Raw genomic sequence first — 13,357 nt, forward strand, 5'->3', positions numbered from 1 at the left:
GAAGTCATTAGGTAAGTGACATTTCGCTTGGAGATTTCACATCTTCTCGGTCCATCCGGAGGGTCAAGGTTGCGCAACCATCGCAAGATCATTTTTGTAGGGGGCGTTCATCGCTCGGGGACGACCCTTGTGCAGCGTATCATGGGAACGCATTCACAGGTCTTTGCCGGGCGTGAGTTTGATTTTACCAAAGACATCATTGCCCTGCGTAAGCGTCTCTTGGTCGGTTACGAGAGTGGTCGGATCGCCGATCTTGTGACACCTGAGGATATAGATCACGCGGTCGAGGGGTTCACGACCGCTCTTTTTGAGCGCGCGCTTGAGGAAGCAGGAAAACCGATCCTGTGTGAGAAAACCCCATCCAATGCATTGGTCATGGCTGAACTCTGCGACAGCATGCCCGAGGCTTACTGCATTCTAATGATGCGGGATCCTCGCGCTATTGCGGCCTCGATGAAGACGGTTGCCAACAAATACTTCTCCAACGGCCTGCGCCCGCCGCCATTCTGCGCGAGCGTTGCTGCGAGTATCAAGGACATCAACCAAACGTGGCGCGTTGGACTTGAGGCGATGTCAGGCCGTGATCGAATAAAGATCGTCTATTACGAAGATCTGGTGTCGGATCCCGAAACGGTCGTCAAGGAAATATGCCAGTTTGCCGGTTTGACCTATGAGCAGACGATGGTTGAACCCCAGCCGCTTGAGGACAGGCAGACCCATGTGAGCGACCAGTTCTGGTACACGCAGACTGAATTGGCTCGGCCGATCACAGCAGGCAAGCTCGACAATTACAGGACGGTGCTGTCAGACATGGAGGTTGCCTTGATTGAACGCTATGTGTTGCGGCACCCCATAGTCGCCCGCTACGAACTTGGGGACGCGTCAGCCTCCTTTCAGGAACGGTTGGCGATGATTTGGGAACGGCTGAAGGCCGCAAAGATCTCGCAAAAGATCCGCGCCAAGGGAAATGGTGCCGCATAGTGCGGCCAACGTTCATGTATTAGAATGCCTGTCGATCTGACTGCTCGAACTCATGGTCGGCGTCAGTAATTTTCAGGATCAGGAGGCAAGCCTGTGTCGCATATTTTAGAGATCAGGCGCTACACCGCCTCGGATGCCGAAGTCTGGGATGCCTTCGTCAAGACCTCGAAAAACGGCACTTTTCTGTTTCAGCGTGGTTTTATGGATTATCACGCGGACCGGTTTCAAGACCATTCCCTGATGTTCTTTGAGGCAGGCAGTCTTCTGGCGCTGCTCCCGGCCAACAAGTCCGGGGATGAACTGGTTTCGCACGGCGGGCTGACCTATGGCGGGATAGTGTCCGGCACCAAGATGAGCGCCGCGCGGATGCTCTTGGTCTTTGACGCGCTAAAGGAATATATGCGCGGGGCGGGTATGAAAGTGCTGCGTTACAAGGCGGTGCCTTACATCTACCACGACCAACCTGCGGATGAAGACATCTACGCCCTATTTCGCCACCAGGCAAAACTGGTGCGTGCGGATGCCTCGGCCACCATCGCCTTGCCTCGCAAATTACCCTTCGGCAGCGGAAAAAAGGACGGTTTGCGCAAGGCGCTGAAAGCCGGGCTGGAGATACACGAAAGCGGGGATTGGGCCGCCTGCTGGACCTTGCTCGAACAGGTGCTTTCGGATCGCCATGACGCGCGCCCCGTGCATAGCCTTGAAGAGATCCAATTGCTTGCCGCTCACTTTCCAGAGGAAATCCGCCTGTTCGGCGCTTTTGATACGAACGATATGATAGCGGCGGTGGTCATCTTTGACTGTGGGGCAACCGTGCATGTCCAGTACATCGCCGCATCTGATCGCGGGCGGGCGCATGGCGGTGTTGACCTGATCGTAAAGACTTTGATCGAAGAGCAGTTTGCAGATCGGCGTTGGTTCGACTTCGGCATTTCCACTACCGATCAAGGGCGCGAACTGAACGAAGGGTTGGCACGACAAAAGGAAATGTTCGGTGCCAGAACGGTTGTTTACGGTCACTACGAATTGACCCTTTGACCGGAATTGTGAGGAAGAAAATGACCAAACCGCTGACGTATTCGATTGCGTTGATCGCATACAATCAGGTGGATTGGATCGAAGAGGCGGTCAAGGCTGTTCTGGAGCAAGAGTGTAATCCCTTAGAAATCATCTTGAGTGATGATTGCTCAACGGACGGAACGTTTGACGCGATGTCCCGGCTGGCGGCGGCCTATCAGGGACCACACACCGTGGTTCTGAACCGCAATCCTGTTAATCTGGGGTTGATCGGACATATCAATCGGACATTTGAGCTGGCTTCAGGAGAGGTGATCATCTCGATTGCCGGTGATGATATCTGCTATCCGAACCGTGCCGCCCGGACCATCGAGGTTTTCGAAGCAGAGCGGCCTCTGCTTGCGTTTTCCCAAGCGCGCGTTGAGACATTTGACGGTCAGGAGATGCCGCGCAATTATCAGAAGGCAACCTTCTACTCAACATACGATGCGAAATCTGCGGCAGTCTCGATGCAGCTGTATCTTGGGGCCACCTGTGCCTGGCACAAGGACCTATACCGGAAATATGGCCCCATCAAATATGCAGAATGCTACGAGGATCTGATCTTGGGCTTCCGGGCCGCGCTGGAGGGCCGCGTAGCGCTGATCGATGAGGAATTGGTGCTGTATCGGGTCGGGGTTGGGCTAACCAACTCCGACATCGCCTACACGACACCCGAGGCGCATTCGGCCCAGCGGACGCGCGAGGTAAAACGCGAGGTTATGGTCCTGCGACAGCGGCTTGATGACGCTGCGGTATTCGGGCTGCGCGCAGGCGATCCTATCCTGACTGCGATCGAAAAACGTCTTGGCGACCGGGAAATGCGCCTAACTTATCTGACCGGTGGTTTCAGCGCGTTGATTCAAAAAGGATGGCAACACCCCGTCGCGATCCTGGGGGCCTTGCTGTCCGAGAGACGGCGCCAAAAGAAGGCGCGGCGTCAGCGTGCCTGAGCATAGGAAACTGTTTCTCTAACCATCCAGAGGTCAGTTCAGTTTCTCCTGCCGCTACATAGTCGCGGATAGGACTGATTTGGGGCCCTTGGCGCTCTTCACAAGACTGTTCAACTCGCCAAATAGGGTGCCCAGTTTTTTTGCATTGTTCGACTTCTTCAGCGCTCATTGCGTCAGGCGGGCGCGAGTCCGCTTTCTCACGCAATTTTTCGCCCAGCTTTTCGTGCAGGCGGATTGGACGAGGGTTTGGATTGTGCAGCTCATACCCTAGTTGTTTTAAAACCGCCCCACCTTCGACTTCTACATATTCCAGTTCGCGTGAGATGTGTTTCGCACCAAGGTCGGCTATGGGCCGAAAACACCTTGGCCAAGACGATCGAGTGACTTCAAAAAGATCGAAGTCGTCCGACGTTGCGGTCCTTGTGGAAATCTGGTGGCTGTAGAAATGGCGGCGGTCGAATGGTTGGATTGGTTCAATTAACCACGGTTATTTGAACCAATCGGAAGTATCCCGCCCGCTAAGGCTGAAGCCAAATATTTTGCTCCGTGTGCAGCGCTCGATATGGTCGCGTGAAGTGAGGCAAATGATCTCCGCCAAACCCAGCGCAATGCAGTCGCTTACAAGAGCGCATCTTCCTCTTTCTCAAGGCGATCTTTACGAAGACGCGCGGTCTTGACTTCGCGTTCTTCACGTTCTTCCTCTTTGATTGCCTTCACTGCGCGCGAGGTCTTTTCCAGCACTGTTTCCTTTTGGGGCTTTAAGGCTGTCAAAACTAGCGTCTTTGCCAGATTGGCCATGGGCGGTTCTCCTTGATGTCGGTGTTTTGGTGTTCGGCTGCAGTCATACAGGCGTTCTATCGGCAGAGGTTTCGAGTGCGCAGATCAAAAAGGCGCTCGAAATTTCTTGCGACAGGAAATGGGAATGATGAACCAGCGTTACTATCGAAAAAGGCGGGAACAAACCAAAGGCCGCTCCCGCCTCATCTTACATTTTAGGCAGGATTATGTTTCGTTACTCAAGGCACTCTCACAGGCATCCGCAAGTTCCCTGCTGGGTTCTTCAGCGCCAAGCGGGGTTGCCCATCCTGCGTCCTCAACAACGGTATGACGTTGATAAGACGAGGCATCTTCGAGTTCTGCCAAAATCGCAGGTGCGCCCGGATCATTCAGGGATTTACGAATACAGTAAGGCGTTAAGGCAACGACGACCGCCGCAGCGGAATTGTCACTCGACATTTCAGCCGCAGCGCCACCTGTGACCCAGCCACCCCAATTAAAGCCGATAATAGAAACAGCAATAGCCCCTGCTCCCACACCCATGAGCGCAGGTTTTATCCATTCGGGAAATTGCATATTTTAGACCAATCTGATTTAGGAAGAATGCGCAGGATCGCGCACTTGATAACGGGGTAACACAGTCCGCCCGAGATTACATGGTTAACCGGCGGTTCCAGAAGATCAGCATTACCGGAGACGCGGCGACGCGCCGCATGAGGGCTTTGATTTCAGGAGGGCACGTCACTTGCAGCCTCACGGGCGGACGGAACTATAATCGATGGATTGGAAGCTGTCGCTTACCGGATGGCCGGGACATTGCCGGTGTATTGATCGCGGAACGGCCGTGCCGCCGCCGGCGTTAGCGTTGCTTGATCACCACACAAGGTTTCACGCTCCAGCTGCTTCCACAGTGCTTCCACGCAGCGCGCGAACGCCAAAAGCCACCCCGAAGGATGGCCTGCAACACGCTGATATTATTTTGTAAATTTGGTTGCGGGAGCCTGGCACCACCGAGGTCTTAGCTGCCACCAGCGAATCCCCGGCGGCAAATCAAACCGCCGCGTCTAAACCCGACTTTTCCAGATCGATATAGTCGAAGGACAGGGATGGCGTGATCGTCATACCCGGATGCAGCGCTTGAAATCGTGGCAGCCTCGGCAAGAGCAATTTGCAGACAACGGCGTCGTCGATATCCACCTCAAAGGCGACTGCGCCGCAGTAGCATCACCCGCCGCCATAGTGCTTCTCTGACATCGTGGTGCTCCTTCTCGATCAGGTGTCATATTCGTCGTGCAGGCGCAGCCACTGATGCGCCTTGCTCTGCGGGATACCCTCCGGCGCGTCTTCCCACGCCTCCTGCCGACCCATTGGGGTAAGGTCGAGTAACGCCCAAGCGGTGCCCAGCGTCTCGACCCCGCGCCCCTTGGTGAAATAGGTGCGGAAGATACCACCACCGTCACGGATGAAGACGTTGAGCCCGAAATATTTCGGCACGTCGAAGTCGGCGCCGAAGTCGTCCGTTGTCTCGACCCAAGGCATCTGCCAGCCCATTCGCGCCTTGAATGCCTTGATCTGGTCCAGCGGCGCGCGCGAAACGAAAACCAGCGAGGTGTTGCGGGCGTGCAGATGCGCCAGATGCGGCATCTGGTCGCCGACCATGCCGCACCCGGCACACGGATGGGGATCGTCGGGTTTCAGCATGTGATGATAGACGATCAACTGGCGACGACCCTCAAACAGGTCCTCGAGTTTGGCTTTGCCGGCAGGTCTGACAAATGCGTACTCCCTCTCGACCTGCTGCCAAGGCATCCGGCGCCGTAGGGCGGCCAACCGGTCAAGGGCCCTGGTCAGTTCCTTTTCCTTCGCCAGCAACGCCTCGCGCGCCGCGATCCAGTCGTCTCGGGTGACGGTCTGCTGATGTGGGATATGATCGGTCATTTCTCGGCTCCTTCGTTAGGGCGGCCGGGTGCGGTCTTGCGCGGTTCCGGCGCTGGGGTTTCGTTTCAATCGCCTCAGGTCTTTGCGGCTGCCGCCTCGATTGCGGCGACGTCGATCTTGGCCATCTGCATCATCGCCTCCATTGCGCGTTTCGCCTTGGCGCGATCGGGATCGGCCAGAAGCCGCGGCAGGATGCGCGGCGTGACCTGCCAACTCAGGCCGAACCGGTCCTTGATCCATCCGCAGGCAACCCCTTCGCCTCCGTCCAGGAACGCGTCCCAATAGCGGTCGACCTCGGCCTGATCGACACAATCTATCGACAGGGAGATTGCGTCGGTAAATGGATGATCCGGCCCGCCGTTCATTGCGATGAAACTGCGGCCCGCCAGGGTGAAGGCGACGGTGATCACCTCGCCCTCACCTGCGCCGCCGGGGGTATCGAGCGGACTGCGGGTCACCTTGTCGATGCGGCTGTCGGGGAAGAGCCCGGTATAGAATTCCGCCGCCTCTTCGGCCCGGGTGTCGAACCAAAGGAAAGCGGTTATCTTGTCCATGATTCATCCTTTCGCTTCCGTGTTGCTAACAGGTGCGTCGATTGCGCCAGAACGACCACATTACCATCGGGATCACTCAGACGGACGAGACTTGCTGTGTCCGCAGGTTCAATCTCTCTGGGATAAAGGCCCGCGTCTTCAAGCCGCGCCTTTTCACCGTACAGGCCACCCACCATCAGTGTCAGCGTCTGCTGCCCGGCCTTGGATGCGTCTTCGAACAGTTGCAGCCCGACGCTCTCGCCGTGGTGCCATTCTGCAAGGCCAGCCATCGGTGTCGCATCGGAATCGCGGGCGAACAGGCTGCGGTACCAGCCGGTACTTGCGACATGTTCGGAGCAGACAATCTGGGCGTAAATTTTCTCAATTTTCATGGCATCCCCCCGCGGTTGCCGGTGAACATGACCTTCGCGCCCTGCGGGTCGTTCGCCTGAATCAGCCAGTCGCCCTGATCGCCGGATAATTCTACGGGACCTTGCGCTGCTGTCCTGCTCGCTGTCGCCGCGCATCTGGAACAATCCTGCCGTGATCCTGCACATGGCTTTCTCCTGTCAATTTGCGAGTGCCTTTGTTGCCGCCTGTTCCTTAATCTTTGCGCGGATGGCGGCGGGGCGCGTAAGACATCGCTCCGTGTAGGATTTGAGAACCGCAGACGGGTCGAGAATGTCGAAGTTGGACATGAAGTCGATCGTACCCGAGACCATGAAATCGGCCATGGTAAAGTGATCGGCAGCGATCCATTCCCGGTCCGTCAACCGGGCTTCCAGCGCCGCAAGCATCTTTTCGAAACTGCCCCATGGATAGGCGGTAGGATTAGAGGGTATTTCGCAGAACTTCTCGGTAATGGCGGGTTCGATGACCGAGGGCGTATAGAATAGCCAGGTCAGGAATTCGCCGCGCGCCGGATCGTCGGGATGTGGCGCGAGATCCCCCGGCGCATAGCGGTCGGCGAGATAGAGTACGATAGCCGCTGAGTCGGCGATTTTTACTTTGCCGTCGATCAATGCGGGCACCTTGCGCAACGGACTGGCCGCCAGAAAATCCGGCGGATCGTCACGATCTTCGGCACGGATGTCGATCAGTTCCAACTCGTAAGGCTGACCAATTTCCTCCAACGCCCAGAACATGCGCACCGCGCGACTTTGCGGGCTCCAATAGAGTGTGATCATAACATATTCCTTTCTGCGAACTCCGCCATCAACTTTTTGTAGTCCTTCCATCGGCGGGAATTTATCGTCGCTGTGCCTGGCCGGAGTTTACACCCAAAGGAGCTTCTCGCACGTGTAACTTTCGATAAACGGGGTGAACCAAGTGGCATCGTCCAGCATCGTCGCGCGAACATTGACGAAGTTCATCGGCGTTTTCGTGGGCGTCGGGCGAAGACCAAGAGCATGTAAAGCGGACAGTAATAATGTTCAATGTCGCCATGTACCCCGCCGATTACGGGTTCTCCATCGATGACTTCGATGTCCGAATCCATGACCGTTACGGTCAGCGAAGGGGCACTGCTGATCATTCGCTGGCAACCGGCGCAATGGCAGATGCTTGTCAGCATCGGGGCGTTGGAGACGCGGAACCGCACCTGCTCGCAGCAACACCCGCCGTCCATGGGGATCACAACTTCTGCTCACTGGCTTCAGCGGCAGCCGAATGCAAGCGCGTGCCAGAAAACTTAGCCAACTGATAAACTTTTCTCTCGACGCGAAAGGGAGCAGGGTGTAGTTAGCAACATGGCTAAGTATGATCCCGATCTCTCGCTGCTCTTCCATGCTCTGGCGGACCCGACACGGCGCTCGATCCTGACGCGCTTGGCTGAGGGGCCAGCTCCAGTGACGGAATTGGCCAATCCCACCGGGCTGCGTTTGCCGACGGTGATGCGGCACCTTTCGGTGCTGGAGGAGGCAGGTTTGATCTCCTCGTCAAAGGACGGGCGGGTGCGCACCTGTGCCATTGTTCCCGAGGCGCTGGGGCCCGTGCGGACATGGATCGATGAACAACGGGCAATCTGGGAGGCCCGGCTCGACCGGCTGGACGATTATGTGATGCAGTTGATGAAGGAGCGCGAGAAATGATACCGGAACTGGATCCGAATACCGACCTTAGCTTTACGCGCACGCTGGCCGTGCCGCGAGATCTGATATGGGAATGTTGGACCGAGCCACAACACATTCCACAATTCTTCATACCTGCGCCGCACAAGGTGACGTCCGTGAAGATTGACCTGCGGGTGGGCGGACGGTTCAACACGACCTTCGATGTCGAAGGCACTGTGATGGACAATCAGGGCGTCTATCTGGAGGTTGTGCCTTGCGAGAAGCTGGTCTTCACCGATGGCTATACCGAAGGCTGGAAACCTGCGCCCGAGCCGTTCATGACCGCAATCCTGCTTCTGTCGGATGCACCTGGGGGTGGCACGACTTACACGGCGATCGCTCGCCACCGCAATCCTGAGACCCGCAAGGCGCATGAGGATATGGGTTTCTTTGGCGGCTGGGGCACAGTAGCGACGCAGCTGGAAACCTATGCTCAGGGCCTGATGAAATGAGCGGCCGTTTCGCAACGCTGACATTGGAACGTCAGGTGGCAGCACCTGTGGAAACTTTATGGCAGGCGTGGACGGCACCTGCCGCCCGAGCAGTATGGGCGGCACCCGCGCCTTCAGTCACAGTGGAGTTCCTTGAGGCCAATACATGGGTTGGCGGACGCGAAGTCTCGCTTTGCAAAGTGGAGGGCCAACCCGACACCCGCTGTGAAAGCGGTTGGCTGGAGTTGCAGCCCACACGGTGCAGCGTGAACTACGAGGTCATCTCATCGGAAGGCGTGAAGCAATCGGCGGCCCTGGTGACGGCAGATTTCTCCGACGCGGGCGAGAGCAGTCGCGTGGTGGTGACGGTACAACTCTCCTCCTTAGCCGAGGATATGGAGGCGGGCTACCGTCAGGGCTTTGGCGCAGGGCTTGACAATCTGGCGGGCGTGGCCGAGCGAAGCATGGTGCTTCAACGCGTCATCAAAGCCCCGCGGGCAGCGGTTTGGGGGGCCTGGACGAACCCTGAAACCCTGCCCCAATGGTGGGGGCCGGATGGGTTTTCCTGCGTGACGAAACGGATTGATTTACAGGCGGGTGGCGAGTGGGTGTTCGATATGGTCGGGCCCGATGGCAAGGTTTTTCCAAACCACCACCGCTTCGGCGAGATCAAAGCAGAAGACAGAATCTGTTATGAGCTTTTGTGGGGTGAAAACGGTCCGAAGCATGCCGACGTCTGGGCTACGTTTGAGGACGAAGATGGAACAACAAAGGTGACACTGGGTATGGTGTTCAGCACAGCAGCCGAATTTCAAGAGGCCAAAGGCTTTGGCGCGGTGGAACTAGGACTGCAGACCTTGGGAAAGCTGGCGCGTTCTGTCGGGGCTGGCTGACAAAGCGGTTTCTGGATTGGGAAGCCCATAGGAGCATCCAGGACCGCGATGAGAACGTCCTGAACACCTCGGCTCTTCTGCTCGTTCAATCGCCATGGGAGACGCGCGTCACGCTCGCGTGCTCAAATCCATCGAACGCACCGATCTGCATTTTCTGAACGATTGGGGGCTATCTGGCCGAACACAAGCAGCGATTATCCGGGCATCGGCACCGCCGTCCCGCTGACAATGATCCCGTTCGCTGCAGGAATCTCCACGTTCAAGGTGCTGGGCCGGCCCATCTTCTCACCTTGGCGGATGACGATCTGCGCTGGCGCCGGCAGAAACCCGCCGTCGCGCAGGTAACCTGCGAAGGCCGCCGCTGCCGCACCGGTCGCCGGGTCTTCGTAAACACCGCCCACCGGAAACGGGTTTCGTGAATGGTAAAGGTCGGGCCGCTCGCGCCATATTAACTGCAACGTCGTGAGATCGTGATCGAGCATGAGCGCTTTCAGCCGGTCTGTCTGACGTCAGCGCCTGTGGGACAGATTTGAGGAATTGAACAACGGAGGATTTCTGGTTCATCGTAACCTTCATGGAGTGAAGATGAACAAGAAATCCGGAACGTCTAAGGACGCAGCTGACAAGCTGGTCAAGAACATCCGCCGCAAGACCCGTCAGACCTATTCGGCTGAGGAGAAGATCCGCATCGTCTTGGCGGGTCTGCGAGGCGAAGAGAGCATTTCGGTGCTCTGTCGCCGTGAAGGCATCGCCGAAAGCCTATATTACAGCTGGTCGAAGGAATTCCTTGAGGCTGGCAAGCGGCGATTGTCCGGCGACACGGCCCGGCAGGCAACGTCGCCAGAAGTCAAAGATCTGCGCTCGGAGTCACTTGCCCTGAAGGAATGCGTGGCAGACCTGACCCTTGAGAACCGTCTGCTCAAAAAAAGCATGACAGGGGCTGGGGAGGCAGAGAAATGAGGTATCCCGCGTCCGAGAAGCTGGAAATCATCCGAACGGTTGAAGGCTCACATCTACCGGCCAGGCAGACCCTCGACATGCTGGGCATCCCGCGCGCGACCTTCTACCGTTGGTATGATCGTTATGTCGACGGCGGCCTTGATGCCCTGGCGGACCACGCACCCCGTCCAGGTTCTGTCTGGAACCGTATTCCACAGGATCGGCGCGATGATTTGATCGAGTTCGCGCTGGAATTTGAGGCCCTGACGACACGGGAGCTGGCGGTGAAATACACCGACGAGAAGCGGTATTTTATATCTGAATCATCAGCATATCGTATTCTGAAGGAAGCTGACCTGATCACGGCGCCCGCGCATGTGGTGATCAAGGCGGCCGACGAGTTTAAAGACAAAACCACGGCAATCAACCAGATGTGGCAGACCGATTTCACCTACTTCAAGATCATCGGGTGGGGCTGGTATTACCTCAGCACGATCCTGGACGATTACAGCCGCTACATCATTGCGTGGAAGCTCTGCAGCACCATGCGTGCTGCCGATGTGACCGACACTATCGAGTTGGCTCTGGCGGAATCGGGTTGCGACCAGGCGGTCGTGCGCCACAAGCCGCGGCTGCTCAGCGACAACGGCTCATGCTATATCTCTGGCGATCTGGCCGATTGGCTGGAGGATCACAAAATGACGCACGTCCGCGGGGCGCCATTCCACCCACAGACACAAGGCAAGATCGAACGCTGGCACCAAACTATGAAGAACCGGGTTCTGCTGGAGAATTACTACCTGCCCGGCGATCTCGAGCAGCAGATCGGGGCCTTCGTCGAATATTACAATAACCAACGATACCACGAGAGTCTGAACAACGTCACACCCGCCGACGTCTACTTCGGCCGCGATAAAGCCATTCTCAGGGAAAGGGAGAAGATCAAGAAACAGACAATCCGACAGCGCCGCTTGCAACACCAGAAACAAGCCGCATAATCAATCACACGAACGAGCCAGAGCCTCCAATGCTCAAGCCGCTCTGATGTCCCATTTTATTTGACGACGGACAGGTCGCGATGCGGTCGATGTATGAGCATGTCGCAGCGGTCGCCAATCCTCTGGCACACAACGATCTCCCTAATGCGCGCCATGCCGTTTCCATGATCGTCGGTCGCGAAACCAGCGCCTTGGACGAGGCGGCCATTGCGCGTGCGGCGCTGGAAAGCCTTGCAGAAAATACCTCGGACGGCATTGTCGCGCCGTTGTTCTGGGGCGTGCTTTTCGGCCTGCCCGGAATTGCAACCTCCAAGGCGATCAACACGCTTGATTCAATGATCGGCCACCGAAACCCGCGTTTCGAAGCGTTTGGCTGGGCCGCAGCCCGGCTTGATGATCTGGTCAACCTGCCCGCCTCGCGGTTGACTGGAATGATGTTCGCGGTGGCCTCCGGGCGACCAAAGCAAGCGATAACCACCATGCTGCGCGACGCCCCTCGGCACAGGTCGCCAAACTCTGGCTGGCCAGAGGCTGCAATGGCAGCGGGCTTGCAGGTGCGTCTTTCCGGGCCACGCGTCTATGCAGACTACATCGCGGATGAGCCTTGGGTGAACGGCCGTGCAGCCGATCCGCTCGCTGCTGATCTACGGCGAGGGCTTGCGCTTTACGCGGGCGCGATGGTGTTGGGAATTGCCGCGCTTTTGACACTGGCGCTAGTTTAGGAAGACAAGATGCGCGATCACGGCGGAAATATAGACGCGGCTGTCGCGCGCTTTGGCGGGACCGACTGGATTGACCTTTCGACCGGCATCAACCGCGTTCCCTATCCGGTTCCGGTTGTCCCGATCGGGGATTGGACAATGCTGCCAACCAACGCCGCGAAATCTGCGGCTTTGGCGGCTGCCCGCGCTGCCTATCGAACCGATGCCCCGATGCTGGCCACCGCTGGCGCGCAGGCCGCTATCCAGATGATCCCGCGATTTACGGTCCCGGGCAAAGCCCGCGTGTTGGGACCAACCTATAATGAACACGCCGCAGCTCTGCGTGCCGCAGGTTGGCAGGTGCGACAGGTCACCAGCTTGGATCAGCTTGCCGGAGCGGATCTGGCCGTTGTTGTCAATCCGAACAAACCCGATGGCCGAAGCTATGCCGCCGCAGATTTACAAGATTTGACCAAAGAGACGCGCATTGTCGTCGATGAAAGCTTTGGCGACCCGCAACCCGACCTGTCGCTGGCCCCGTCGGCGGGTGCGCCCGGCCTGATAATCCTGCGGTCGTTTGGCAAGTTCTATGGTCTGGCCGGGTTGCGGCTTGGCTTTGTGATTGGATGCAGCGATGATATCGCGCGCCTTGACGAGATGGCAGGCCCGTGGCCCGTCAATGGCGCGGCGTTGCGGATAGCGACACAGGCGCTGACGGATCGTGCTTGGGCTGAAGCGACGACCCTGCGCCTGCGCGCCGAAGCGGCAATGGCTGACGCGCTGGCCAAAACCGCTGGCTGGACTGTGGTTGGCGGCACCGAACTGTTTCGGCTTTACGAAACGCCGGATGCGAAAGCCGCGCAGGAACGGCTGGCCCAGCATCAGATCTGGTCACGCATCTTTCCCTATTCCGCCCACTGGCTGCGCATTGGCTTGCCCGGAGGCGAGGCTGAATGGAAACGATTGGCCCGCGCGTTGGAAGGTTGATCACAATATCCCAAGGCGCGTGCGAAACGTCGCTACCCTTGAGGTCAAGCCGCTATTAA

Annotated in this window: 16 protein-coding genes and 1 pseudogene; 10 read left to right on the forward strand and 7 right to left on the reverse strand. The window is 57.6% G+C overall.

Annotated features, from left to right (window positions below; translation table 11 throughout):
* The first annotated feature begins 69 nt into the window (after window positions 1-69).
* From U3654_RS15865 to U3654_RS15875, 3 genes are all read left to right on the forward strand, one after another.
* On the forward strand, window positions 70-981 hold the full coding sequence (locus U3654_RS15865) for a sulfotransferase (protein ID WP_324752513.1): 912 nt from the start codon (window positions 70-72) through the stop codon (window positions 979-981).
* 93 nt (window positions 982-1,074) lie between these two features.
* Window positions 1,075-2,019 carry a GNAT family N-acetyltransferase gene (locus tag U3654_RS15870; RefSeq protein ID WP_324752514.1) on the forward strand — a complete coding sequence of 315 codons (945 nt, stop codon included), beginning with the start codon at window positions 1,075-1,077 and terminating at the stop codon, window positions 2,017-2,019.
* Window positions 2,020-2,039: 20 nt separating this feature from the next.
* Entirely contained in the window at window positions 2,040-2,990 is a 951-nt protein-coding gene (locus U3654_RS15875; protein WP_324752515.1) for a glycosyltransferase family 2 protein, read from the forward strand.
* A 618-nt stretch (window positions 2,991-3,608) separates the two neighbouring features.
* Here the strand turns inward: U3654_RS15875 and U3654_RS15885 are convergent.
* From U3654_RS15885 to U3654_RS15910, 6 genes are all read right to left on the reverse strand, one after another.
* The gene (locus tag U3654_RS15885; protein ID WP_324752516.1) at window positions 3,609-3,788 is read right to left on the reverse strand and encodes a hypothetical protein; all 180 of its coding nucleotides are present in this window, start codon (window positions 3,786-3,788) and stop codon (window positions 3,609-3,611) included.
* A gap of 204 nt (window positions 3,789-3,992) precedes the next feature.
* Entirely contained in the window at window positions 3,993-4,343 is a 351-nt protein-coding gene (locus U3654_RS15890) for a hypothetical protein (protein ID WP_324752517.1), read from the reverse strand.
* 696 nt (window positions 4,344-5,039) lie between these two features.
* Window positions 5,040-5,705, reverse strand: coding sequence for a DUF899 domain-containing protein (locus U3654_RS15895; protein WP_324752518.1), 666 nt, complete (start codon window positions 5,703-5,705; stop codon window positions 5,040-5,042).
* 74 nt (window positions 5,706-5,779) lie between these two features.
* Entirely contained in the window at window positions 5,780-6,259 is a 480-nt protein-coding gene (locus U3654_RS15900; RefSeq protein ID WP_324752519.1) for a VOC family protein, read from the reverse strand.
* Entirely contained in the window at window positions 6,247-6,630 is a 384-nt protein-coding gene (locus tag U3654_RS15905) for a hypothetical protein (protein ID WP_324752520.1), read from the reverse strand. The genes U3654_RS15900 and U3654_RS15905 overlap by 13 nt, the downstream gene beginning before the upstream one ends.
* 177 nt (window positions 6,631-6,807) lie before the next feature.
* Window positions 6,808-7,425 (reverse strand): glutathione S-transferase family protein, encoded by a 618-nt coding sequence (locus tag U3654_RS15910; RefSeq protein ID WP_324752521.1) that lies wholly within the window; start codon window positions 7,423-7,425, stop codon window positions 6,808-6,810.
* A 242-nt stretch (window positions 7,426-7,667) separates the two neighbouring features.
* Between U3654_RS15910 and U3654_RS15915 the strand changes: the two genes are divergently transcribed.
* The 4 genes from U3654_RS15915 to U3654_RS15930 are packed head-to-tail and all read left to right on the forward strand — an operon-like array spanning window position 7,668 to window position 9,673.
* Entirely contained in the window at window positions 7,668-7,940 is a 273-nt protein-coding gene (locus tag U3654_RS15915) for a hypothetical protein (RefSeq protein WP_324752522.1), read from the forward strand.
* Between the two features lie 46 nt (window positions 7,941-7,986).
* A complete protein-coding gene (locus tag U3654_RS15920; RefSeq protein WP_324752523.1) occupies window positions 7,987-8,328 on the forward strand; it encodes a metalloregulator ArsR/SmtB family transcription factor in 342 nt (113 codons plus the stop codon).
* Window positions 8,325-8,801: an SRPBCC family protein gene (locus U3654_RS15925; RefSeq protein WP_324752524.1), complete on the forward strand. Its 477-nt coding sequence runs from the start codon at window positions 8,325-8,327 to the stop codon at window positions 8,799-8,801. The genes U3654_RS15920 and U3654_RS15925 overlap by 4 nt, the downstream gene beginning before the upstream one ends.
* Window positions 8,798-9,673 carry an SRPBCC family protein gene (locus U3654_RS15930; protein ID WP_324752525.1) on the forward strand — a complete coding sequence of 292 codons (876 nt, stop codon included), beginning with the start codon at window positions 8,798-8,800 and terminating at the stop codon, window positions 9,671-9,673. Before U3654_RS15925 ends, U3654_RS15930 begins: the two co-directional genes overlap by 4 nt.
* Window positions 9,674-9,867: 194 nt before the next feature.
* Here U3654_RS15930 and U3654_RS15935 read toward each other — a convergent pair whose 3' ends face one another.
* Window positions 9,868-10,155 carry a PhzF family phenazine biosynthesis protein gene (locus U3654_RS15935; protein WP_324752526.1) on the reverse strand — a complete coding sequence of 96 codons (288 nt, stop codon included), beginning with the start codon at window positions 10,153-10,155 and terminating at the stop codon, window positions 9,868-9,870.
* Window positions 10,156-10,258: 103 nt separating this feature from the next.
* Here U3654_RS15935 and U3654_RS15940 point away from each other — a divergent pair.
* The 3 genes and pseudogenes from U3654_RS15940 (at window position 10,259) to cobD (ending at window position 13,298) form a co-directional block, all read left to right on the forward strand.
* Window positions 10,259-11,610 (forward strand): IS3 family transposase gene (locus U3654_RS15940; protein WP_324751533.1). Its coding sequence is split into 2 segments (ribosomal slippage): window positions 10,259-10,595 and window positions 10,595-11,610, totalling 1,353 coding nucleotides; the frame shifts between segments, so codons are not numbered across the junction.
* A 74-nt stretch (window positions 11,611-11,684) separates the two neighbouring features.
* Window positions 11,685-12,332, forward strand: a pseudogene (gene cbiB / locus U3654_RS15945) (adenosylcobinamide-phosphate synthase CbiB); the annotation flags it as partial.
* Window positions 12,333-12,341: 9 nt separating this feature from the next.
* The gene (gene cobD / locus U3654_RS15950) at window positions 12,342-13,298 is read left to right on the forward strand and encodes a threonine-phosphate decarboxylase CobD (RefSeq protein ID WP_324752527.1); all 957 of its coding nucleotides are present in this window, start codon (window positions 12,342-12,344) and stop codon (window positions 13,296-13,298) included.
* Window positions 13,299-13,357 lie beyond the last annotated feature (59 nt).

The sequence above is a fragment of the Roseovarius sp. Pro17 genome (assembly GCF_035599575.1).
Lineage (GTDB): Bacteria > Pseudomonadota > Alphaproteobacteria > Rhodobacterales > Rhodobacteraceae > Roseovarius.